The following is a 22670-nucleotide window of genomic DNA, read 5'->3' as shown; positions in this document are numbered from 1 at the left end:
AACCAAAAGGAAATGGATATGAAAAAGTCAACATTAACACTGGCAATCATGGCCCTGATGGGCAGCAGTACCGCCTTTGCGGCATCCCCGAATGTGCAGGGTAGCAGCTCGAATACCAGCGGCGTGGAAACCGGGGAGTCCAATCACATCCTGTTTGGCGGCGGCAATTCCGGCGTGGCGCTGAACGGTGCCAGCAGCTACATCGACCTGGCAGGCGGGCCAATCAACGGCTCCAACAATGCCATCGATGACCATGGCAACGGCGCCATCATGACGCCTGCGGATATGGGCCTGTTTGGCGGGCTTTCCGTCGCCCAGGTGTGGAAGGCCGACGCAGCGGTGAACGGCGGTGGCAGCACCTACGCCAACTTCGCCATCAACAGCGTACGCCAGATCACCACCCTGTCCTTCGCGCCGCAGTTCGGCGGCCTGGTGATCGGCCAGGTGGGTGCTAACAGCACCGGCTCCGCCGCAGACCCGGCACAGCCCCTGTCGGTCGGCGAAGGTGTCTACTTCGGTGAATGGGCGCCCCGGGCCGACGGCACACCGCCCCAGGACAGCACGGACCTGAACATGGCCAGCAGCGAGCGCACCGTCTGGTACGTGGGTGACGATGCGGTAGACACCAACAGCATGCCGACCGCCATCAATGCTACTTACGGCGTGATCGGCATCAATGGTGTGGGCACTACCGCCGGCGGGTCGCCGGATAACCCGAACCTGTATACCGGTACGCTGACCGCCAGCTACTCGTCCGGCTCTGGCTCTCTTTCCGGGTCCATCAGCCGCGGTGCAGCCAGCGTCAACTTTAACGGTACCAACATCCACGACAACGGCCGCTTCAGTAATGGCAGCAACCCGACCATAGAAGGGCGTTTCTATAACGGCGCCGAGGCCCTGGCCGGTATCTACACCGGCTCCAGCGGTGCCGCTGACGATGTCGCCTTCGGCGGTAGCAAAATCAGCGGCACCATTACCCCGTAACGTTTGACCACTCTCCACTGGCGGCCACCAGTGAAGAGCGTCAAACAGGGCGATGCCGGATGGGTTCCGTTCGGTATCGCTTTCGGGAGCACCTTCGGAGGCCGGTTCGCCGGCCTCCATTCTAATGCACGCACATTCGTTGTGGGAATACGCTATGCCTTGCCGTTTCACCGCCATGGGGCTGTTGCTACTGTCCTGCCTGGTCGCACCCGGCACCCGGGCCGATGACGACGACACACGTTTTCTGCAGGACCAGACCCGCCGAACCCTGGAACAGCAAACCCGGGGCGAGGAAAAGTTGGCTGCCCCGCCCGGCACACTGATGTACGAAGGCCGGCGCTATCAGGTGCCAACCACCCTGGAGGCTCTGGCCCCGGCCATCTACGTGGCCATCAACACCAACCAGTGGTCCCAGTTGCCCGGCTTCCTGGACCGCTACCGGCAACTGTCTGGCCACCGGCCGGCCCTGGTGGCCATGGCCGAAAGCCTGCTGGCTCGGTTCAGGGGCAACCACACCAGGGCCCTGGAACTCATGGAAACCGCCAGCGAGCTGGAACCGGACGATGCCCGCATCCGCCTGGAACTGGCACGGCTGTGGTTTGAAGACAACCAGGACCAACGGGCCAAGGCAGGCTTTGAAAAGGCACTGGCCGCAGGCCTGCCGCCCCAGGCGCAGCATCTGGTCCGGCAATACCGCCAGGCGCTGGCCATTCGTGACGACTGGCATGGCAGCTTTGCCCTTGGTCTTGGCTATAACGACAACATCAACCAGGGCAACGGGTACTACTCCTGCCTGTCGGCGTTTGCCGGCTACTGCCTGTTCGAGCGGCGGATGCCAGAGGCCATCGAATCGGAAATGGCCAGCTACGAGCTGTCTCTGCAGCGCCGCGTGAACCTGGCCGGCAACCACAACCTGCAATTCCGCCCCGTCAGCTATGGCAACTACTACCCGGAAACCAATCCGTCCGAAACCGCGGTTATCCAGGATTACAGCACCAACCTGGCACTACTGCAGGCCGGCTATCAGTACCTGGACGCCCGGGACAGCGTCCGCCTGACCCCCTACCTGGAGCACTACTACCGCAACCGCACCAGTGAATACCTGGCCCACGGCCTGGAACTGGAATGGCGCCATTTCCTCAACCGCCAGTGGCAACTGGCGACCAGCCTTGACGCCAAGCGCTACGAATACACCAGCAATGGCGAAACGGTCGGAACCGACTACAAGCGTTACCAGTGGGATGCCAATGCCACCTACCAACCCCGGGCAAACACCAGCCTCTATGGTGGCGTGACCCTAAGCCGCCGGGAATACGAGCAGGAAGCCGCCAGCAGCAAATCCTGGGCCGTTCGGGCCGGCCTTTACAATGCGTTCCCCGGCGAGGCGGGCCTGTTCGTCAACGCCCTGGCGATCTACCGGGACAGCCGTAACGACGCCTACGACTTTTTCCTGGGCGACCGCCGCCATGACCAGCAGCAAGTCTACATCCTCAGCGCCGGTGCCAACGGCTGGTCCATCGCCGGCATGACTCCGGAACTCCGGGTACGCCACACCATCAACCACAGCAACCTGGATTGGGCGTTTGGCTTTGAACAGACAGAAGCCAGCCTGCTGCTGCGCAAAAAATTCTAAAAATAAATGTGAAAACCGGGGCATCCAATGCTCTAATATTTAGTCGAGGATAGATCGACTCAACACTTGTGGTTACCTCACGACGCTGGGAATCCGGTTTCCAAGCTCCCCTGGGCAAACTCCTGAAGGAGTGCGCCCACTGAGATGATACTGAACTCTGCTACCTCTGATTAAATTAATCGTCCGTTCTGTTTGTAGCCTGCATAGACTAGGTGTCCGTCACTCGACCGAAATACCCTGGAGCAAGCTCTAAATGACACCGAACGCCAACATCGCATCGGCGACCCGACAGAACCCTGTGGTATTGGCGCCGAACACATAGTCTCCGGGCCGCCCGTACTCTTCGGCGGTTTCGAAACAGGAGCGGTGGATTTCAATCATGATGTCCTTCAGGCGCTGTTCGCTGTAATCGAAGCTCCAGGAATCCCGGGAAGCGTTCTGCTGCATCTCCAGAGCACTGGTGGCAACGCCACCGGCATTGGCCGCTTTCGCAGGACCAAATAAAGTGCCCGCCTCACGGAACAACTTAACGGCTTCCGGAGTGCACGGCATGTTGGCTCCCTCGGCGACGGCCATAATGCCATTACGAATCAATATCTTGGCGTCTGAGCCCGTCAGTTCGTTTTGCGTCGCACATGGCAGCGCAACCTGACACGGCAGCTCCCAAATGGACGCTCCGGCTACAAAATCACTGCTATTCTGGCGACGAGCTGCGTAGTCGCTGATTCGTCCCCTCTCGACTTCCTTGATCTGGCGAACCAGACTGACATCGATTCCGGCAGGGTCGTATACATAGCCCCCCGAATCGGAGCAGGCGACGACCTTGCCGCCGAGCTGCTGGACCTTTTCCATTGCGTAAATCGCGACATTTCCGGAGCCGGAGACCAGCACCTCTTTGCCCTCCAGGCCTGCGCCCTGGGCAGACAACATTTCCCGAACAAAATAGACGGTCCCGTATCCCGTCGCTTCCATGCGAACTCGGGCACCGCCCCAGCCAAGTCCCTTGCCGGTCAGCACTCCGGATTCGTAGCGATTGGTCAGGCGCTTGTATTGCCCGAACATGAATCCAAGCTCTCTGGCGCCGACGCCAATATCCCCTGCAGGCACGTCCGTGTACTCACCGATATGTCGATACAGCTCTGTCATGAACGACTGGCAAAACCGCATAATCTCGTTGTCAGACCGGCCCTTCGGATCGAAATCCGAACCGCCCTTGCCCCCGCCGATCGGCATACCACTCAGGGAATTCTTGAAGATCTGCTCGAACCCCAGAAACTTGACCACACCCAGATTCACGGAGGGATGGAACCGCAAACCACCCTTGTAGGGGCCAAGGGCCGAGTTGAATTCCACTCGAAAACCACGATTAATTTGCACCGCCCCGTTGTCATCCACCCAGGGAACCCGAAAAATGATCTGCCGCTCAGGTTCACAAATTCTCTCCAGAAGTTTCGCTTCCTTGTATTCCGGATGTTTTGCGATCACGGGCGACAAAGACTCGAGAACCTCCAGAACAGCCTGATGAAATTCTGGCTCCGCAGGGTTTCTCTGAACTACCTGCTCGTAAAGCTTGTCAAGGGTGTCTTTCTGATGCATAGGGCTTCCTTGTTCAGTTTGCGTTAGTCACATGAATAATTCTCAGACTTAGAGTCTTCTTGCCGACCAAAGGCCAATCAATGCGATCGCCTACTCGAAGACCCAGCAGGGCCGCACCCGCCGGAGCCAAGACGGAGACACACTCCTCCCCTACCTCTCTCTGGGTAGGGTAAACGAGCCTTAGCGTGTGCTCCGCATCGTTGCCCTCGTTCTTGAAATGGACCAGAGAATTCATAGTCACTGTGCCAGAAGGCAACTTCTCGACTTCAACCAGCGTCGCTCGATCCAGCTCCAACGAAAGCGCTTCGGCTGTCTCGTTGCCATGTGGTTGTTTTTCCAACATGGCGGACAAACGATCAAAATCATGCTCTAGAACAAAAATATTTGGACGATCGGACATACCGACTCCTTTAGGCCTTGATGGCAAAGTTCAGTTTGAGAAGAGTTTCAGAGGGTCTCGCCGAATTCGGCGATTAATACGACGAATTCAGCGGGAGGAATGGAAAGCAGCGTGGAGCGTGTGACTCTGTGCGGTCAGAGTACGCTCAGCGGAATATTTTAAGTTAGAGAGTCGACACATGTTGCAAATACTACTTCCCTAAGAGATTACGAAATACGTTACCCGAATCGACATGAAAAGAGAATGCCCTTGAAGCATCACCTAAGATGCTGAACTTACTGAGATCCATCATACTCAATCCGAATACACATCCTCGGTGTCAGCAATTTAAATCCAAAATCAAAAGATGTCATAGATCTTTCAAATCAACCTTCTCTATCCGACCACTACGGTGATGCCTAAATTCGGAACTGACACGTCTGTGGTTTGAAGACAACCAGGCCGATGGGTACTACTCCTGCCTGGCGGCGTTTGGCTTCGAGCAGACAGAAGTCAGCCTGCTGCTGCGCAAAAAATTCTAAAAACAAATAAAGTTATTCGTCATTGATCTATTGAGTCCCGGCCTCCGCGCGTCCTCTTAAATACAAATGATCACCATTACTATTTAAAGAGGATGTTCTGTGGTTCCCCTTTCCAACCAAACGCACCGGCGCCCAGCCGCTCTCCTGTGTATGAGCCTGGGCCTGATGGCCGCCTGGCCCTTATCCGCCAGCGCCCAGCAAGGTGCCCCGACAACACAACAACCAAACGTGACCGCTTACAACTTCAACATACCCGCCCAGGCCCTGGATGACGCCCTGCTCTCCCTCGCCCGGCAGACCGGCGTAGAGATCGTCATGGGCGATGCGGTGTTTGCAGACACCCGCAGTCAGCCCCTGACCGGCCGGCTGACTCTGGACCAGGCGCTGTCAGAACTGCTGGGCGGCACCGGTATTGGCTATGAGCTGCAACCCGGACAGAACAACCGGATGGAAGTTCACCTGCATGAAATCTATGCCACCCGGAACACCGGCGGCGGCGCGCCTCAGTTGCCCATCATCGAGGTGCTGGGGAACCCGGACGACGTACCCAGAGACGAGAAAGGCTACAACGCCGTTTACGACGACAACCTGGCCACCAGTTATATCGGCAAGACAGAGATTGAACGCTACAAAGGTGCCAACCCGGCCGACCTGCTCAACGGCATTGCCGGTGTCTTCAGTGGCGATGCCCGCAACAGCAATGCCCTGGACCCCAACATCCGGGGTATCCAGGGTCCGGGCCGGGTGCCCCTCACCATTGACGGAACCGAGCAGGCCATCACCGTCTGGCGCGGCTACAACGGGGCAACAAACCGCAACTACATCGACCCCAACCTGATCGGAGGCGTTCAGGTGATGAAGGGGCCAGGGCTGGAAAGGGACGTCTACACCGGGGTCGGCGGTGCGGTCGTCACAACAACCATCGGGGTGGACGACATTGTCGAGCCCGGCGAAACCTTCGGCGCCGAGCTTAAGCTCGAAGGCAGCAACGGCTCCGTGGACCCACGGGTACCGAGCCTGCACACCGGCGAGGACTACCGCGATATCGACGGATTCATCCCGGGCATGCTGGGGTCCCTGGGCGACCCCACCCTGAAATTGGAGCCCAAGAGCAGCAGTGACAACGACCTGCTGTCCAGCGACGACTACGCCTACCGGCTGGCGGTCGGCACCCGCCAGGATCATTTTGATGCCATGATTGCCTACGCCTACCGTGACAAGGGCAACCATTTTTCCGGCAGCCACAACGCCGGCTTCTACTCCACCCCCCATGATTCCGACGGCGACACCCTGGCCGAACTGAACCCGATACGGGGCCTGGCGATTGGTTTCCCGCCGGGTGATGAGGTCCTCAACACCTCCAGTGAGATGGAATCCTGGCTGGGCAAGCTGACCTGGAAGATCGATGAGCGGCAGGAACTGAGTTACACCCTGCGCGACACCGAGAGCCTGTATGGCGAGGTGATGCCCTCGCGCATCCGCGGCTCCGGTTACGGCAGCGGCTCCGGCCGGATCCAGTGGCCACTGAGCAGCGTTGATGCCCAGGCCCACAGCCTCAAGTACACCTGGAACCCGGAACACAACCAGTGGATCGACTTTTCCTCCAACTTCTGGTTTACCGACACCCGCAGTGACACTTACACCGCCGGCGGCACCCCGAACTTTGCCTTCGGCCCGGACGATCCGCTCATTATCAATACCGCGCTGCGTGGCCAGGACAATGAGCGCACCGGGGTCACCCTGAGCAACAAGATGGCCCTGCTGGATTCGCTGGACCTGACCCTGGGCGGAAGCTGGCAATATGAAAAACTGCGCTCCGACAGCATGGGCCTGGACTACGACCCGGATTCATGGAATGGCAGTTGGAGCCTGCCCCGGGCTGGCCGGCGGAACGAGTGGGAAGGCAACTTCCGGTTCGACTGGCGCCCCTCCAGCCGGCTGAGCTTCAGTGCAGGCGCACGCTACTCCTCCTACTGGTCATTTGATGATTACCTCGAGGAACAGCAGGAAGCCGGCAACATGGCCACCTCGGAAACCCTCGACAGGGGGCGGGTGGTGTCCTGGACCGAATACGTTGTTTACACCCAGGAACAGTGGGATAGCGTCTATCAGCCCAGTTATGACGAATTCGTGGCGGCTGGTTTATCCCCGTCACTGGCTGACATACTTGCCTCCAGCGTAGCATCACAGCAATACCCGAACCCGGGACAACAGACCCCCGTGGTCAAGGCAGACGCCGCCTGGTATGCCGACGACCAGGGCGAATACGACCGGGCAGACAACCCCTGCACCAACGGCGAGCTGGCCGATGTCGAGGACTGCACCGTCTGGTATGAAGGTACAGGAACAGCCCCCGACGCCGTGCGGGAGAAAAAGGAAGAACTCGAATACACCGTGGATACCACCGCTGAAAAGAAACGCGGCCACGCCTGGACCCCGTTCTTCTCTGCCACCTTCAACATCACCGACTACAGCCGGGTGTATTTCCGGTACAGCGAAGCCAAACGCTACCCCAGCATGTTCGAGAGCACCGTGGGTTTCTCGGCCAACCAGAACGCCGGCTACGACCTGGAGCCGGAGCACGCCCGCAACTACGAGCTGGCCTTCATCCAGGACCTCACCCAGTGGGTCGATGCCGACTACGCCGATCTGAAGCTCACCTACTACCAGCACCGCACCGAGAATGTCATTGAGCGGGATGCGCACTGGCAGTTCGACAACATTGAACAGCAGACCATCCGCGGCGCGGAGCTGCAGGCGCGCATAGACACCGGTGGTTTCTTCGCCAGTACCGGGGTTTCCTACACCTTTGAAAACGAGGTCTGCGATGAAAGCAGTGCCGAGTTCTTCAGCCGCCCGCGGATAAGCGGCTCTCAAAAGTCACCTTACAGCGATCGATGCGTACAGGACGGCTTTATGGGCGGCTACCTGATCACCCAGGCCATTCCGGAGCTCTCCGCCAACCTGTCGCTGGGCGGACGCTTCCTGAACCGGGACCTGGAACTGGGCACCCGGCTTGTCTACTACAAGGAACACAGCAACAAAGACCTGGAGGAATACGCCCGCAACTACGGCAATTTCGGCGTCAACACCCCTTTCACCTGGGGTGACCTGCTCACGGTGGACGCCTACGCCAGCTATCGGTTCAACGAGCACATCGCCATGGAACTGACCGGCACCAACCTCACCGATCAGTACTACGTGGACCCGGCCACCCGCTCGATGATGGCGGCGCCGGGTCGGGTCTTCAAACTCAGCACCACGATCAATTTCTAGGTGGCCCCGGAGCTACCTGGAGTAACGAATTGGAGCACCGCTCCAATACCCGGTGTGCGGCCCATCGCACACCACCCAAACCATGCAGAAAGGAGTCTTGTTATGAAAACCAGAACACTGTTCAAGCACGCCAAGCTCGCCCGCAACATTGCCCTGTGCACCAGCGCCCTCGCCATGGCCGCCCAGGTTCAGGCGGCACCCTGGGCTGGAAGCCAGAGTGATGCGGTTTCCGGCTATGAGCATATCGAAGTGGGCGAATCTGTTGTGCCTTTCGGCCCGCACACCGCGGGCAACGCCGGTATCGGCGTCTCCAGCTTCCCGGTGTTCGAAACAGCAGGGAAGGTGGACTTCGAAGGCCTCACAGACGGCCTTACCGGCCCCATCTTCCAACTGGAGGCCCCGATTACCGAGGCCCCGGAAACCCACGATGAGCTCGGTGTGTTCAGCTTTGCCCGTGCCGGTTCCGGCGATGTCTGGTTTGGCGAGTGGTCGGAAAACGGCGACACCCCGGCCAAAGGTGGCACCTACAACGGCCGCCAGGTTTATTACTACGGGGACGATGCGGATGAGTCCATCCCAGGATCGGCTACCGCACCAGTGCAAGTCACCTATAACGTAACCGGCATCAACAATGCCTACAGCAGCACAGGCGTGCTTTCCGGGCAGTTTGACGCCAGCTTCTACGGCAGCGCTGGCACGCTGACCGGTGACATCACGGATGCCAACGGTTTCACAATCGACATTGGCACCGCGACCATCTCCGATTCGGCCGCCATATCCGGCTCTGGTGCAACAGCGTCTGATTCCGGCGGCACATTGGCCACCAGCGGCGCCGTTGATGGTCATTTCTTCAATGACCAGGATGCCCTCGCCGGTATCGTCGACTTCGGCGCAGGCTCCGATTACAACACGGCCTTCGGAGGACAGGCCCAGTAATCGCCGTTGCCATTAACGACGAGAATAGCCAGGTGCCGTAAGGCATCTGGCTATTTATTGCCTTTACACCCGGCCAGCCAACGTCACTCTATGTATCCACAATTCCCGTTACCGCTTGTGTGTTTCAGTCGCCGGGCCCTGCTGGCCCTCTGCCTGACTCTGCTGATCGCCCCCTATTGCCAGGCCGACGATCAGGACACGTCCCTGCGCCTCAATCAGAGTATCGACCTGAATGCCTCCCAACAGGAAAGGCAGATCCTGCAGGAGGAGGACTACCTCCAGGGTGAACGCCCGGAGCTGACTGTTAACGGCAAAACCTACACCATCCGCCACCATGTCAGTGATGTCGGGCGCGCCCTGTACGTCTCCATCCAGCAGAAGCAATGGCCCGCCGTCGTGCATTTCCTGGAAGAGTACCTGACATTCGACGACGCGGATCCGATGCTGGTCGCCTATGCCCGGGGTACGCTGGCCCGGCAGCGGGGCAACATGGAAGAGGCGGAGGCCCAATTCCGCAAACTGCTGGAGATCCGGCCGGATTTCGTCCTGGGCCAACTGGAACTGGCACGGGTCCTGTTTGAAAGTCGCCAGGATGCGGAGTCAGCTACCGCGTTCCAGCAGATTGCCCGAACCCTGGACCCGGCCGATGCCCGCCAGCAGGGTGTCCTTACCACCGTCGACAGTTTTCTGCAGGCCGTGGACAGGCGCCAGTCCTGGCAGGGTTCCCTGAGCCTCGGCCCGATCTGGTCTGACAACCTGAACAACACCTCTGAAAGCTATACCTGCATTGCCTATTTCCAGTCCATCTGCTGGTTTAAACGGGAAACGCCCCAGGCCATCAGCGGCCGGGGTCTGGACTATGAATTCACCCTGAACAGGCGCTTTGCCGTATCCGGCCACCATGGCCTGTTTACCCGCTCCCTGATCTATGGCCAGAGCTACAAAGACCACGCAACCTACAACGAAAGTGAGCTCAGCACCCGGTTTGGCTACAGCTACCATGACAGGCGCAACCAGTTGTCCCTGGCCCCCTCGTTCCAGCTCTCCCGATACGGCAACGACTCGGTCTACGACGCATGGGGGCTGCACGGCGAGTGGCAGCGCTACCTGAGCGCCCGGGTCATGGTCAAGCTGCAGGCCGACTACCAGGATCAGAACTACCGTCAGGACCGACTGGCGGACCAGTACGACGGCGAGGTCTGGTCGGCTTACGCAACGGCCTGGTATGCCTTCCCCGGGGACTGGACCCTGTTTGGCGGGCTGGACTGGAGCGAGAAGGCCGCCGAAGTGGACCAGAACGCCTACCACCAGGCCGGAGCGCGCCTGGGCCTGGCCAAGACGTTCAACCGCTACCTGAATGCCGTCCTGTTCTCTTCCGTGCGCAAGCGCGAGCACGATGCCTACAGCCCGCTACTGGAAGAGACCCGCCAGGACACCATCCAGAACTACAGCCTGATTCTGCGCTCGCCGGCACTGGCCCTGTATGGATTGGAACCCAGCCTGACGCTCAAACACCGGCGCGTGAACAGCAACGTGGACTGGCTGTACTCCTATGAGCGCAACAGTGTCAGCCTGAAATTCGAGAAACGTTTCTAGGATTAGACCATGCCCCACAACCGGCTTTTTCCCAACGGCTATCTCACCCTGTTAATCACCCTGCTGTTTGTGGCATCTGCTGTAAGCGCGGCCACGGACGAATGGCAAACACTGCAGTCACAGGCCACGGCGGCTTACCAGGCCGCTGAATACGAACAGGCCCGAAAGGCCGTGAACAAAGCCATTGCCCGGGCCCAGAAAGCGGACAACGGCGCCGCCTACCAGGCCAGCAGCCTGAACCTGCTGGCGTTTATCGAATCCGCCCAGGGTGACAGCCAGGCAGCGATTGAAGCCATGGACCAGGCCCTGGCGCTGGCCGGTCAAACCTATCCCGATCCCCATGGCACTCTGGCCTCCCTGCGCCTTAACCGGGGACTATTGCTGCACCGGGCAGGCCAGGCCAAAGAGGCGGACGCCGCCCTGGGACAGGTGATCGATGACTACCTGCAGCTCAATGACACCGGCAACGGCAATCTCTGGAAAGCAGTTCTCACCCGGGCGCAGATACTGGCCGATCAGTCACCGGGTGAAGCGGTAGCGTTGCTCAGCCAGGCAACCAGAGGCTTAACCAGCGCATCGGGCAAGACGCTCCAGCCCGATGCGAACAACGCCGTAGCCCTTACCCTGCTATTGGGACGTGTCCAATACCAGCAGGGACAGTACCAAAAAGCGCTGGACAGCCTGAACGCGGCCAGATCCAGCAACACCAGCACCGGGGACAGCCAGCAGCAGATCGAGATACTGGAGCTGATGGCCCGTTGCCATGACGCTCTGGGGCAAAGCGACGTATCCATCCAGGCCCACAAACAACTACTGGAACTGCGGGCCGGGGAGCCCGCCAGCATGGCCAGGGTCATGCATCTGAACGAACTGGCCATGACACACCAGGGACAGAAGCAATACGGCCAGGCTGCCCAACTCTACCAGGAGGCCCTGGAGATGCTCGAACAGATGGGGAAAACCGGCTCGGCGGAGCAGGCCCTGGTACTGGGTAACTTCGGCAGCCTGAGGCTGACCCAGAAACGAACCGACGCGGCCCTTCCGTTGCTGAAGCAGGCCTACGCCCTGCACCAACGGCCCGGCCAGTATCCGCAGGAAGCGTCGGCAAGCGCCGGTTACCTGGGCGCGCTCTACTACAACCTGGGGCGCCTTGAGAGCGCCGAACAACCCTTCCTGGATGCACTGCGATGGCTGGAGCAGGCACCCGGGACTAACCCACAGGCTCGCCTGGTGGCCCTGGAAAACCTCAGAGCGCTGTACACCCGTTGGGGCAAGCCCGGCAAGGCACGGCCCTATGAGCGCAAGGCACAGGCGCTCAGGGCCGAGATCCGTGAACAGCGAGAACGGTGATTCCCCATGACCCTCCCCAGGCGACAGTTGCGGCAAACAATTCCCGGCGCTAAAATGCAATTGATTATCATTTTTACGTCCTGCCATAACACCTTATCCGAACCAGGATGTGTCCGTGCTGGAAAAGCTGTTCCATATCTATTCAACGCCACTGTACAACCATCTGCTTGGCAAGACCGGCGATCCGGAGCTCTCGGAGGACCTGGTCCAGGAAACCTATCTGCGCGCCGCAGACAAGCCGGACCTGGACTCGGTCAGGAATCTGCCCTCCTACCTTTTCCGGATCGCCAACAACCTTCTGATCGACCACCACCGCCGCCAGACGGTCCGAAAAACCGACGCCGATACCGACCGCCTGGACACCTGTCATGACGAGTCCGGAGGCCCTGAAATGCAGGCGGGGACTGTTATCACCCTGGAACGCATCAAGGCGAGTTTGGCAACCATGCCCAAGCTGACGCAGGATGTCTTCATTCTCTGCCGGGTGACCGGTAAAACCCACAAGGAGACCGCCCGTTACCTGAGAATTTCCACAAGTTCGGTGCAGAAGCACCTGGCCTCGGCACTCAACCGAATCAGCCAACATAACGAGACAGGCAACAACCGCTAAACCGATATATGCTTAACAAAGCACCTGATGACGACCACTGTTTTGGCAGACACCCGATGTTGAATAACCCGGAACCCAGCAGGATTGATCAGCGCGCCGCGCTCTGGGTCATGAAGCAGCAACAGGGGCGGCTATCGTCGCGCCAGCAACGGGCTTTTACCCGCTGGCGGGAACGCGACCCCCGACACGAACAAGCAGCCCAAAAGGCATTACAGGCCTGGCAGGCCAGTGCCAGCCTCTGCAATGACCCGGATCTGGCCATGCCGGAGCGCCCGGCAACCCGGCGCTTTCGCCCGACGCTGGCCTGGCTCCGGCCTAACCCCATGCACTGGCAATGGCCCCAGGCGACAGCCCTTGTTCTGGTGCTCGGGGTATTCTCCCTGTGGTTGAGCCAGACGCACTGGCTGATGCAAATCCAGGCGGACCATTATGCCCGGACTGGTGAAACCCTCGACTTTACCCTTGAAGATGGCAGCCGGGTGCAACTGGCCAGCGAGAGCGCCATCAACGTCAATTACTCCGCGGATGGACGGCGGGTGGAACTGCTACAGGGCGAAGGCATTTTCAGCCCCAGCCCGGTGACCAGCCAGGACCCCAGACCGTTCATTGTGGAGACCTCAGGCGCTGACATCCGCGCTCTGGGAACCCGCTACCTGGTGCGCCAGGAGGACAAGGGCGCAGGCCTGGTCGCCGTTCTGGAACACAGCGTATCGGTCAAGCTCGACAGGACACCCGATAGCGGCATGGGTTACCGGGAGGTAAAACAGGCGCAGACCGTCCACTTCAACCCTGAAACCGGCGTCACGCCGGTTGACCTCAATATCGACAACATTACAGCCTGGAGCCGGGGCATGCTGGTCTTCCGGCGGGCGCCGCTGGCCGAGGTCACCCGACAGTTAGGCCGTTATGGTGCTGGCCGGATAGTTATCGCCAGCGAACAGCTTGCACAGCGCCCCGTCAGCGCCGTATTTGCCCTGGAGAACATGGACAGTGCCACGGAAAACCTCGGTCGCGCCCTGGATGCGGAACTGGTCAGCCTGCCGGGGATGACGGTTATTTACTGAGAAAGACTAATAAAGACAATCCTAATAACAAAAAGGTATACCTGAATCGGGTGGGTACTGCGTCCTAGTTAAATGCGAATGCACAGCATTCAAATCATGACCCAGTCTCAATTCAAGGATATTCCATGACAGCGACCATGACGGCGGAACGGGGGCACTGCGCCCGTTTCCGCGCCCTGACCCACGATACCCACGACAAGCTCGACAACCGCATCATGGCGTTTGACCCCTTCGCCAGCCGGGAGCACTATACCGCCTTCCTGCGCGTTCAGTACGCCTTTCACCGCGACGTCGCGGCGCTTTTCCATAACGAACAGTTGAATCAGTTGCTTCCCGGCCTGTCGCAGAGACGGCGCCTTGAGCGGGTGGCCAGGGACCTGTCCGACCTGGGCTCCGGCCTGCCAACATTCAGCACAGCCCCGGTTTTCTCTGACGCTTTTGATTTCCCCACGGCCCTGGGCTGGCTCTATGTGGAGGAAGGCTCCAACCTGGGTGGCGCGATACTGTTCAAGAAAGCGGCCAAGCTGGGGCTCGACGACACCTTCGGCGCCCGACATCTTGCCGCACACGCCGATGGCCGGGCGCCCAGCTGGCGGGAGTTCATGGCTCAGGTGGATGCCATTGAGCTGTCCGACGAGGAACAGAAGCGGGCCGATGCAGGGGCTCAGGCGGCGTTCTCCACGGTGATGGGTTATGTCGAACGATTCTGCCAGCTTTAACATCGAGGTACCCACGGCCTTGTCCATGAGATCACGGGTGGCCCGTTTTTTTCTGCTGATCCTGGCCCTGATCAGCCTGGCGGTTGCCGGCATCGGTGTTGTCGTGCCGGGGCTGCCGACCACCGAGTTCGTGCTCCTGTCAGCCTGGGCGGCTTCAAAAAGCTCCCCCAGGCTGCATAACTGGCTGCAAAGGAATCGGGTATTTGGCCCGCTACTGGAACATTGGCGCCAGGGCCGGCTGCCAAGGCGCGCCAAATGGGCGGCCACCGGCACCATGTCGCTGGCTGCCGCGGTTCTGATACTGTCCGTGGAGCACCTCCCCAGCGTGGTGTTTTCTGTAACCTCCATGGCCTGCGTGTTGATCTGGCTATGGCGGCGGCCGGAGCCCTCAGAGGGTCGTCATAGCCTTGGCAAGGATGACAATCAGGATCATGTGTGCAAACACGCTGTAATGGGTCAACCGAAACCGGCGGGATGTCATGGTGTTGCATACGGCGGCACGGATCGCCGTAATGAAGTGCACCAGAACACTGATGGCGAGAAGGATTTTGACGGTCAGCAGCGTTGAAAACGTGCTAGAAAACGGTGGGTACCAGCCACCCCAGTAGATACGCCATAGCAAGCCGATACCCGAAGCGAACAACAACCCAACAACAAAAGGCATGAACCGCCGTGCCCGGGTGTGAATACCAGCCTCCACCAGTTCCATCATGTTATCCGGCAGATGAGTGCGAATAGGCTCCAGGAACAGCACTTCGAACGCCACCACGCCAATGAACAGGATGGCACAGCCCAGATGAACAAGTAACAGCACAGTGTATTCCATGGATAACCCTTGATTCCTGATCCGGTAAATGATGTAGTTTGATAACCAGTATTATCCGCACTTCAATTCTATTCGATAATGACTATTGTCAACACAATGCCGAGGTTCAGCCATGAAGGAACTGGCCGAAATAGAACTGTTCCGGAATCTGTCAGTGGCCCAGCGCGAATCGCTCTGCCGTGACGCCGTTAAAGTTTCGGTCACCAAGGGCGAACACCTGTTCCTTCAGGGCGACAGGCTGTCGTGCTATTTCCTGGTGTTATCCGGCTGTGTGCGCCTGTACCGGCTGGGCTACGAGGGGCATGAGAAGGTCTATCAGGAGTTGCACGGCGGAATGGTCTTCGCGGAAACGGTGGCCTTTCAGGAAGAACGGAGGGCCCCGCTGTCAGCGGTCACCATGCAGGACAGTGAGCTGATGCAACTGGATAGCCAGCACCTGCGGACACTCTTTGAAACCAGTCCAGCATTTGCCATGGCCATTGCCCACAACATGGCCGGAAACCTCTATTCCGCGGTCAGCCGCATAGACCAGCTCACCGTCAACAAATCCGGCCAGCGCCTGGTGATGTTCCTGGCCGAACTGTATCAGGATCAGCATACACGCTGGTTAAAGCTGCCCTTTACCCAGGGAATTCTTGCCCGGCAACTCAACATCGAGCCGGAAACCCTGTCCCGCACGCTGTCGAAGTTCAAGGAAGCCGGCTGCCTGAGCGTCAAGGCCAGGGAATGTGTCATTCTGGACCCGGAGCGGCTCTGTGCCATGGTCAACCTCCCGACCAACACCTTTTCCAACCAGCATTCAGGGCTGACATCGCCCGATCTGCTGCGGTGCTGTGGTATCGGCTAAAGAGTCATCAATGACCGAATTGCGGTCATACAAACGAAAACCATGTTCATGGTCAACGACTTGGGCATTGGTGTATCGTTTGATGGTCGGCCAACTGCACAGGCCTTTCAAGTTTATCTGACGGACCCCATTTATGACTCAAACCGGAAACCGGGATAACACTGCCACCGGCATTATCCATAATCGCCGTCACAGGGATGCGTTTGGCAGCCCGTACTCACCAGTGTACAACACCACAACCTATCGATTCCGTGACACCCGCGCATTGCTGGATGTCATCGAAGGCCGTGAAGAAGGCTACCTGTACACACGCTGGGGAACCAACCCGACCATTCGGGAACTGGAGCAGGGGCTGGCGGCGCTGGAAAACGCGGAGGATGCCCTGGCCTTTGCCTCTGGCATGGCCGCCATTTCCGCAACCCTGTTGGCACATGGCCGCAAGGGCATTGTCTGCGTCGGTGATGTGTATGGTGGCACGCAGGAGCTGCTGATCAATCACTGCCGGCTCCTGGGTATCCCGGTCAGCTTCCTGCTTCAGCAGGAACTGGGTCAACTCGAAGAGGCCCTGACTCAACCTGGCATGCTGGTCTTTTGTGAAACGCCGGCCAACCCCACTTTGGCCATCCTGGATATTCCGGATCTCGCCCGGCGGGCTCATGGCAAAGCTGCGTTACTGGCGGTGGATAACACCTTTGCCTCCCCGATCAACCAGAGGCCGCTGGCGCTGGGCGCAGATCTGGTCGTTCACAGCGCCACAAAATACCTGGGAGGTCACAGTGACCTGACCGCCGGCGCTCTGATGGCCTCACATGCCCTGGTGGCAACTGTCAACGCGTGGCGCAAGAACCTCGGTCAGCTACTCTCGCCGGAAACCGCGGCTCTGCTCTCACGTAGCCTGCGCACACTGCCGGTTCGTATTCGTCAACATAACGACAACGCTCTGGCCGTGGCCCGGGCCATGGAACACCACCCCAGAGTCAAACGGGTGCTCTATCCCGGCCTGGAGGCATTCCCGGGGCATCATCTGGCCAGCCAACAAATGACGGGATTCGGCGGCATGCTGACCCTTGAACTGGACGCTGACCGTGAGCAGACCGCAGCAGTGGCTGACCGCCTTCAGGTGTTCCTGCTGGCCACCAGCCTGGGTGGTGTGGAGAGCCTGGTCAGTCAGCCCTGTGCCACCAGTCACTACGCATTGAGCCGGGACGACCGGGAGCGACGGGGGATCAGTGACGGTATGTTGAGACTGTCGGTGGGGCTGGAGAATCCGGACGATTTGATACACGACCTGACACAAGCCATGGATTCCATGTAAACCTGCCATAGCAGCCACGGGCCCGTCGTGGCCCGTATCACGACTAGAGTTGATCATTCAACAAGTAGCCTCGCAAAGCGACGGCGTTGTTGTGTTCGGTATCCCTGGCGGCAAAGACCAGCGTAATACGGTTGTGCTCCTCAAGTAGGGCTTTCAGGGCATGCACCTCATCGGCGGCAGCCTGCTGCTGGAGTTCCTTAAGGTAGCGTGCCTGAAATTCCGGCCATTTGTCGGGGTCATGCCCAAACCATTTGCGCAGTTCGGTGGACGGTGCCAAGCCTTTGAACCAATGGGCAATATCAGCATCGGCCTTAGACACGCCCCGGGGCCAGATGCGATCAACCAATACGCGTGGCCCATCGGACCGGGCAGCGGATTCATAGGCTCGTTTAATGCGAATATCCACGTCGTTTTCCCCGAATGGTGATTAGGGCTTTCACTCTACTCACGGATCTCAGACGTTTCAAAGCATGGAATTCAATGCTTGATGGATCCGCGCAAAAGCGCTTCTATTGTGCGAAAGTACTCAATCAGAGAGGAAATCCCCCACATAAACAAGGTGTTCAAATGGCAGCTCCCGCCCTTGTAGCGCAGCAACCGCGGTGTCAAGGGTTGCTCGCACGACAGACTGCTGTTCACTCTGGCCGGCGTGGCAGACGACCGCGAGCGGGGTGGAGCCAGGCAGAACGCGCTTCAGGTGCTCAGTTAACTGCTCGAACCGTGACCGCATCGTAAAAAAGACCAGCGTGGAGCCGGTTTGCGCCAGGCTTTGCAGGGTGTCGGTGCCGGCATAGTCATCCCGGGCATCAAAAGCAGATGAGAGGATAACTGATCGGCTCGTGCTTCCGGTCATGAGATCGCGCGCCAAAGCCGCGTTGGCGGCATTGAAGCTCGACACCCCGGGCATGACCACCGGATTGAGGTCATTGAACTCCCGGAGAAAGCCCGCCTGCGGCCCGAAAATCATGGTGTCACCATAGTCAATAACCGCGATTCGCTTACCTTGCGCCGCTGCGCTCCGGACGATGTGCCTGACTTCAGCCTCCATCGCATCAGCTTGCTCGACTGGCGTGTCCTTGCGGATCAGATCCATAAAGAGACCATGCCCGGCATCATGGAGCTCCTTGCCCCTGAAAAGATCCGCAAAGGCCTCCAGCAAACGAGACGTTCCGAATACAACATCGGCGCGTCGCAGAACCTCCTGAGCGTTCACGGTAATGTTACCGGCATCACCGATGCCGGTGCTGACCAAATGGAATCGACCGCTGAGGTGAGCAGGCAGAGGTTCGCCGGCGGCTCGATGGACAATAGAATGTGAGCTTGTATCAGTCATGATTCACTCCTTGATAAGTTAATGAAATCGAAATGGGTGTCAGGCGCTTCTTCCCAACGAAAAAGGCCACAATGGCAAGTCCGAACGAGCCTGCGGCCAAGAGAAAGGTGAAGGAGAAGGCTTCGCCAATGGCGAAGGTAGAACTCAAGGTCACGCCCTGCTCACCCAGCAACGAGGCGAAAAGCAGCGGCATCAGTGATGCACCGGTCATGAACCCCAGGTTACGCGACAGGCCAAGCAGCCCGGAGACCATGCCCCGTTGCGCATCTGGCGCTTCGGCCATCATGGCGGTGTTGTTGGCGGCGAAGAACAGTTGAAAGCCCGGTGTTGTCAGTATCAGCGCCATTATGTAGCCGGGAGTCCCAACTCTAATAGGCAGAAACGCCAAGCCGATCAACCCGCCCGTCGCAAGCACCAGACCCGCAAGCAGGGTTCGATCGGTGCCAAACCGGTCCGTGAGTTGCCCCGCGGGGACACCGGCCAGCGCGGCAGCAGCAGGGCCGACCGCCATCACAATGCCGGTCATCAGTTCACTCAGGCCCAGGCCATATGCCAGATAGAAGGGCCCGACCACCAGCGTTGACATCATGATGGCGCTGACAATGAGGTTCATGATCAGAGAACTGGCAAGCGTTCGGCGACCGAGCAAGGCCAAGGGTACCAGCGGGTCGGCGGCTCGCCTCTCGACGCCGACAAACACAGCCAGCGCAATGGCGGCCGAAGTCAGTAGCGCCCAGATCGGGAGGGCCATGCCAACTTTGCCCCCCGTGGCAGACATCGCGAAGAACAGCAGCGCCAGGCACAACCAGAGATTGCCCGCCGAATCCATGCGAACCGTCGTGGTAGCCGCTCTTTTTTCTCTGGGAATGCCCTTCACCGCGATCAGCATCATGCCCAGTGCACACAGCAGCAACAGGGCAAAGATCGAACGCCAGCCCATCAGCTCAATCAGACCTCCACCCAGAGAAGGCCCCAGCGCAGTACCGATTGCCGACATAGTGCCCAGTAATCCCATCACCGTACCCATGCGTTCCTTGGCGACCAGGACTCTGACGAGCGACATCGGCAATGCCATCAGAACCGCCGCAGCCAAGCCCTGTGCCACCCGGCCAGCAATGAGCCAGCCCAAGCTTGGTGCCACAGCACAGGCAATTGTGGCCAAGGTAAAGAGCAACAGGCCAGAAAGCAGCACACGACGATTTCCGTACAGATCGCCCATACGCCCCGCGGAGACGATAGCCACCGTCAGTGAGACCAGATAGGCGAGCACGACCCATTGCACCTGCTGTACCGATGCCGAAAAAGCAAAAGCCAGCGTTGGAAGCGCCACGGTGGTAACACTGATGCCGAGTGAGGCCAGCAGGATGGAGCCGGCCAGGGCGGCCACAGCGAGCTTGTTACCGTGCGGGGGAACAGGTTCTTTCATGGACTTGACCCTTGATCGAAGCTTGGTTGCAAACTACTATGCAACTTCAAGTCAACTTGAAGTCAAGCATGAATCTCATCGATATCGGTATACTCTCGAAGGCCAGTGGAGTCGCTACGTCGACTCTGCGCTATTACGAGGAAATCGGCCTTATCCGGTCCGTCGCCAGAAACGGTTTGCGCCGGCAGTACCGCGAGGACACGCTCGTGCAGCTCGCCTTGATCTCATTGGGCAAGAGTGCCGGCTTCTCGCTGGAAGAGATCGGTAGCATGTTCGACAAGGATCGAAAGCCAAGCCTGCCTCGATCTACATTGAGCGAGCGCGCTGATGAGCTTGATCGCCAGGCGCGACGACTGAAGGCCTTGAGCAACATGCTTCGGCACGTTGCAGAATGCCCGGCACCGTCCCATCTGGAGTGCCCCAGGTTTCAGAAGCTGCTTCGCGCAGCCTGCCCCACAGAGGCGGCCAGGGAGGTGTTGCAGCACTCGGTCATAGGGAGTGAGGCGTAGTATCACATAGCGATTAGATAGTCTGGATATACCTGCTTTTCTGCGGACTCACCCAAACAGCATCGGAGTCACTACCGCCCCACCGAGCACCAGCGCCACGAACAGGCAAAGCGCCAGCACAAACGGTCGCACGCCAAGGCTGCGCAACGCCGACAGCCGGGTCTGGTAGCCAAGGGCCGCCATGGCCATGGTCATGGCAAACTGACCGGTTGTGACCAGACCGCTGCGAGCGAACGCTGGCAAGTCCAGCAGGCTATTGATCGCCACGACCGCCATGAACCCGAAAGCGAACCAGGGTATGGTCACCGGCTGGCGTTCTGAACTGTCCGCTGTGCGGTTGGCCCAGAGCTGCCCGATGATCAGCAGGAAAGGCACCAGCAGCATCACCCTGACCAGCTTTACAATAACGGCATTGGCCAGGGCATCCGGCCCAACGGCCCCACCGGCTGCGACGACTTGCGCCACCTCATGCACGGTAGAGCCAATGTAGACTCCGTAAAGCCCTTCGTCCCACCCCGTCAGAGGGTACAGCGCCGGGTAAACAAACATAGCCAGCGTTCCAAACAGGACTACCGTCGCCACCGCCATGGAGGTGGCCGCCGGTTTTGCCCGGATGGCACTCTCCGTCGCCAGCACGGCCGCCGCGCCACAGATGGCGCTGCCGGCGCTGGTCAGGATGGCCGTGTCACGGTCCAGCCCCAGCCAGCGGGTGCCCAGCCAATAGCCCGCCGTCACCACGCTGGTAATCACCAGCACATCCAGCACCACCACACGGGGCCCCAAAGCCACCAACTGTTGCACGGTGATGGAAAACCCAAACAGGACGATGCCGGCACGCAACAGCCACCGGGCGGAAAAGGCAAGTCCGGCCCCCGTGTCACCCAGACGCCCGGCAAAGCCGGTATTGCCCAGTAACAGCCCCAGCAGAAGCGCAAACACCAGCGGGCTGAGCCCCGTCTGCCCGATAGCGGGAACCGCTGTCAGCAGATAGCCAGCTAACGTGATAATGAGGCAAAGGCCAAGCCCTTTGATCATGAACCCCCCGAAAACCAAAAGCTATATGCTTATTCTTGCGGAGGACTTCTTATCGAGGAAATGAATTTTTTATTTATGCCTTATTTGCAATATCGATATAACAAGGCGGCCACCCCCCTCCGGGCGGCCGCCCTTTTTCTCAGTAACCGCCTTTCTTGCCGGTGCCGACGTAGGCGAACTGCCAGGACACATCAAACGGAGACCACCATTTGCCAACCCCGGTTTCCTTGTCCTTGTGACGGTAGAATCCCTGATACGGAGGCGGATCGATATGGTAGGTCACCTGGTACTTGCCGGGACCATCCAGCTTGATATTGGCACCGTAATGGGGCCCGTCAGAGGCAACCATAGGCATGAAGGCGCCGGTTGTGGACCAGTCCGAGCCTTCCTTGGTCAGGGTATAGGTAACACCCAGGTAGGGCACCCAGGCACCGGCGCCAAAGCCATTGTTGTTGCCGGGCAGGGCCACCACATCGGCTTCCAGGTGGATGTCCTTGTTACCCATACCGGGCAGTTCCGGCGTCATCATTACCGGTTGCAGGTACACCGCACCAATTTCCATACCGTGTTTTTCCACCGGCTCGCCGATCATCACCTCACCGGCCAGGGCAGAACCTGCCGCAGTCAGGCTGCCCGCCATCAGGGCGGCCGAAGCCAGTTTTCGGGTAACTGCTTTCATCGCATTGCTCCTTCT

The 22670-nt window shown here is 59.2% G+C and carries 20 protein-coding genes and 1 pseudogene; 13 read left to right on the top strand and 8 right to left on the bottom strand.

What is annotated here, in order from left to right; all coding sequences use genetic code 11:
• Positions 1-18: 18 nt before the first annotated feature.
• Both HNR38_RS02680 and HNR38_RS02675 read left to right on the top strand, forming a co-directional pair.
• Complete coding sequence (locus tag HNR38_RS02680) at positions 19-984, top strand: Slam-dependent surface lipoprotein (protein ID WP_183699490.1); 966 nt, start codon at positions 19-21, stop codon at positions 982-984.
• Between the two features lie 154 nt (positions 985-1138).
• A complete protein-coding gene (locus HNR38_RS02675) occupies positions 1139-2617 on the top strand; it encodes a surface lipoprotein assembly modifier (protein WP_183699488.1) in 1479 nt (492 codons plus the stop codon).
• Between the two features lie 249 nt (positions 2618-2866).
• On the opposite strand, the gene gdhA is transcribed toward HNR38_RS02675, so the two are convergent.
• Together gdhA and rnk are read right to left on the bottom strand one after the other, a co-directional pair.
• A complete protein-coding gene (gene gdhA / locus HNR38_RS02670; protein WP_183699486.1) occupies positions 2867-4213 on the bottom strand; it encodes an NADP-specific glutamate dehydrogenase in 1347 nt (448 codons plus the stop codon).
• A gap of 13 nt (positions 4214-4226) precedes the next feature.
• A complete protein-coding gene (gene rnk / locus HNR38_RS02665) occupies positions 4227-4613 on the bottom strand; it encodes a nucleoside diphosphate kinase regulator (protein ID WP_183699484.1) in 387 nt (128 codons plus the stop codon).
• A 749-nt stretch (positions 4614-5362) separates the two neighbouring features.
• On the opposite strand from rnk, the gene HNR38_RS02660 reads away from it, so the two are divergent.
• The 8 genes and pseudogenes from HNR38_RS02660 to HNR38_RS17315 form a co-directional block, all read left to right on the top strand.
• Positions 5363-8410 (top strand): TonB-dependent receptor domain-containing protein, encoded by a 3048-nt coding sequence (locus HNR38_RS02660; RefSeq protein ID WP_221275621.1) that lies wholly within the window; start codon positions 5363-5365, stop codon positions 8408-8410.
• Positions 8411-8512: 102 nt separating this feature from the next.
• The gene (locus tag HNR38_RS02655; RefSeq protein ID WP_183699480.1) at positions 8513-9346 is read left to right on the top strand and encodes a Slam-dependent surface lipoprotein; all 834 of its coding nucleotides are present in this window, start codon (positions 8513-8515) and stop codon (positions 9344-9346) included.
• Between the two features lie 90 nt (positions 9347-9436).
• Positions 9437-10942: a surface lipoprotein assembly modifier gene (locus tag HNR38_RS02650; protein ID WP_183699478.1), complete on the top strand. Its 1506-nt coding sequence runs from the start codon at positions 9437-9439 to the stop codon at positions 10940-10942.
• 9 nt (positions 10943-10951) lie between these two features.
• Entirely contained in the window at positions 10952-12292 is a 1341-nt protein-coding gene (locus tag HNR38_RS02645) for a tetratricopeptide repeat protein (RefSeq protein ID WP_183699476.1), read from the top strand.
• A 115-nt stretch (positions 12293-12407) separates the two neighbouring features.
• Positions 12408-12902 carry a sigma-70 family RNA polymerase sigma factor gene (locus HNR38_RS02640; RefSeq protein WP_183699474.1) on the top strand — a complete coding sequence of 165 codons (495 nt, stop codon included), beginning with the start codon at positions 12408-12410 and terminating at the stop codon, positions 12900-12902.
• A gap of 56 nt (positions 12903-12958) precedes the next feature.
• Entirely contained in the window at positions 12959-13966 is a 1008-nt protein-coding gene (locus tag HNR38_RS02635) for a FecR family protein (RefSeq protein WP_183699472.1), read from the top strand.
• 125 nt (positions 13967-14091) lie between these two features.
• A complete protein-coding gene (locus HNR38_RS02630; protein ID WP_183699470.1) occupies positions 14092-14685 on the top strand; it encodes a biliverdin-producing heme oxygenase in 594 nt (197 codons plus the stop codon).
• Positions 14660-15010: pseudogene (locus HNR38_RS17315) on the top strand (YbaN family protein); the annotation flags it as partial. The gene HNR38_RS02630 and the pseudogene HNR38_RS17315, both read left to right, overlap by 26 nt.
• Before the next feature lie 63 nt (positions 15011-15073).
• Here HNR38_RS17315 and HNR38_RS17310 read toward each other — a convergent pair.
• Positions 15074-15511, bottom strand: a complete 438-nt coding sequence (locus HNR38_RS17310) for a CopD family copper resistance protein (RefSeq protein WP_183699468.1) — start codon at positions 15509-15511, stop codon at positions 15074-15076.
• A gap of 112 nt (positions 15512-15623) precedes the next feature.
• Here HNR38_RS17310 and HNR38_RS02615 point away from each other — a divergent pair, with 112 nt between their 5' ends.
• Positions 15624-16358 (top strand): Crp/Fnr family transcriptional regulator, encoded by a 735-nt coding sequence (locus HNR38_RS02615; protein ID WP_183699466.1) that lies wholly within the window; start codon positions 15624-15626, stop codon positions 16356-16358.
• 133 nt (positions 16359-16491) lie between these two features.
• A complete protein-coding gene (locus tag HNR38_RS02610; RefSeq protein ID WP_183699464.1) occupies positions 16492-17673 on the top strand; it encodes a trans-sulfuration enzyme family protein in 1182 nt (393 codons plus the stop codon).
• A 43-nt stretch (positions 17674-17716) separates the two neighbouring features.
• Here the strand turns inward: HNR38_RS02610 and HNR38_RS02605 are convergent, their stop codons facing one another.
• The 3 genes from HNR38_RS02605 to HNR38_RS02595 form a co-directional block, all read right to left on the bottom strand.
• The gene (locus tag HNR38_RS02605) at positions 17717-18079 is read right to left on the bottom strand and encodes a DUF488 family protein, N3 subclade (protein ID WP_183699463.1); all 363 of its coding nucleotides are present in this window, start codon (positions 18077-18079) and stop codon (positions 17717-17719) included.
• Between the two features lie 120 nt (positions 18080-18199).
• Entirely contained in the window at positions 18200-19006 is an 807-nt protein-coding gene (locus HNR38_RS02600) for an SAM-dependent methyltransferase (protein ID WP_183699461.1), read from the bottom strand.
• On the bottom strand, positions 18999-20432 hold the full coding sequence (locus HNR38_RS02595; protein ID WP_183699459.1) for an MFS transporter: 1434 nt from the start codon (positions 20430-20432) through the stop codon (positions 18999-19001). Before HNR38_RS02595 ends, HNR38_RS02600 begins: the two co-directional genes overlap by 8 nt.
• A gap of 68 nt (positions 20433-20500) precedes the next feature.
• Here HNR38_RS02595 and HNR38_RS02590 point away from each other — a divergent pair, with 68 nt between their 5' ends.
• Positions 20501-20941, top strand: coding sequence for a helix-turn-helix domain-containing protein (locus HNR38_RS02590; protein WP_183699457.1), 441 nt, complete (start codon positions 20501-20503; stop codon positions 20939-20941).
• A 48-nt stretch (positions 20942-20989) separates the two neighbouring features.
• On the opposite strand, the gene HNR38_RS02585 is transcribed toward HNR38_RS02590, so the two are convergent.
• Together HNR38_RS02585 and HNR38_RS02580 are read right to left on the bottom strand one after the other, a co-directional pair.
• Positions 20990-21976 (bottom strand): YeiH family protein, encoded by a 987-nt coding sequence (locus tag HNR38_RS02585; RefSeq protein ID WP_183699455.1) that lies wholly within the window; start codon positions 21974-21976, stop codon positions 20990-20992.
• A gap of 139 nt (positions 21977-22115) precedes the next feature.
• Positions 22116-22616 (bottom strand): iron transporter, encoded by a 501-nt coding sequence (locus HNR38_RS02580; protein ID WP_379919086.1) that lies wholly within the window; start codon positions 22614-22616, stop codon positions 22116-22118.
• Positions 22617-22670: the final 54 nt, after the last annotated feature.

This window comes from Marinobacter oulmenensis, from assembly GCF_014201735.1.
GTDB lineage: Bacteria > Pseudomonadota > Gammaproteobacteria > Pseudomonadales > Oleiphilaceae > Marinobacter > Marinobacter oulmenensis.
This window is presented reverse-complemented; position numbering and strand designations above follow the sequence as displayed.

Bases quoted from the DNA above. Each gene is read 5' to 3' on its own strand.
- HNR38_RS02630 (WP_183699470.1), top strand. From the start codon at position 14,092: ATGACAGCGACCATGACGGCGGAACGGGGGCACTGCGCCCGTTTCCGC.
- HNR38_RS02615 (WP_183699466.1), top strand. From the start codon at position 15,624: ATGAAGGAACTGGCCGAAATAGAACTGTTCCGGAATCTGTCAGTGGCC.
- HNR38_RS02635 (WP_183699472.1), top strand. From the start codon at position 12,959: ATGTTGAATAACCCGGAACCCAGCAGGATTGATCAGCGCGCCGCGCTC.
- HNR38_RS02650 (WP_183699478.1), top strand. From the start codon at position 9,437: ATGTATCCACAATTCCCGTTACCGCTTGTGTGTTTCAGTCGCCGGGCC.
- HNR38_RS02610 (WP_183699464.1), top strand. From the start codon at position 16,492: ATGACTCAAACCGGAAACCGGGATAACACTGCCACCGGCATTATCCAT.
- rnk (WP_183699484.1), bottom strand. From the start codon at position 4,613: ATGTCCGATCGTCCAAATATTTTTGTTCTAGAGCATGATTTTGATCGT.
- HNR38_RS02595 (WP_183699459.1), bottom strand. From the start codon at position 20,432: ATGAAAGAACCTGTTCCCCCGCACGGTAACAAGCTCGCTGTGGCCGCC.
- HNR38_RS02590 (WP_183699457.1), top strand. From the start codon at position 20,501: ATGAATCTCATCGATATCGGTATACTCTCGAAGGCCAGTGGAGTCGCT.
- HNR38_RS02655 (WP_183699480.1), top strand. From the start codon at position 8,513: ATGAAAACCAGAACACTGTTCAAGCACGCCAAGCTCGCCCGCAACATT.
- HNR38_RS02675 (WP_183699488.1), top strand. From the start codon at position 1,139: ATGCCTTGCCGTTTCACCGCCATGGGGCTGTTGCTACTGTCCTGCCTG.
- HNR38_RS17310 (WP_183699468.1), bottom strand. From the start codon at position 15,511: ATGGAATACACTGTGCTGTTACTTGTTCATCTGGGCTGTGCCATCCTG.
- HNR38_RS02645 (WP_183699476.1), top strand. From the start codon at position 10,952: ATGCCCCACAACCGGCTTTTTCCCAACGGCTATCTCACCCTGTTAATC.
- HNR38_RS02680 (WP_183699490.1), top strand. From the start codon at position 19: ATGAAAAAGTCAACATTAACACTGGCAATCATGGCCCTGATGGGCAGC.
- HNR38_RS02585 (WP_183699455.1), bottom strand. From the start codon at position 21,976: ATGATCAAAGGGCTTGGCCTTTGCCTCATTATCACGTTAGCTGGCTAT.
- HNR38_RS02580 (WP_379919086.1), bottom strand. From the start codon at position 22,616: ATGGCGGGCAGCCTGACTGCGGCAGGTTCTGCCCTGGCCGGTGAGGTG.
- gdhA (WP_183699486.1), bottom strand. From the start codon at position 4,213: ATGCATCAGAAAGACACCCTTGACAAGCTTTACGAGCAGGTAGTTCAG.
- HNR38_RS02600 (WP_183699461.1), bottom strand. From the start codon at position 19,006: ATGACTGATACAAGCTCACATTCTATTGTCCATCGAGCCGCCGGCGAA.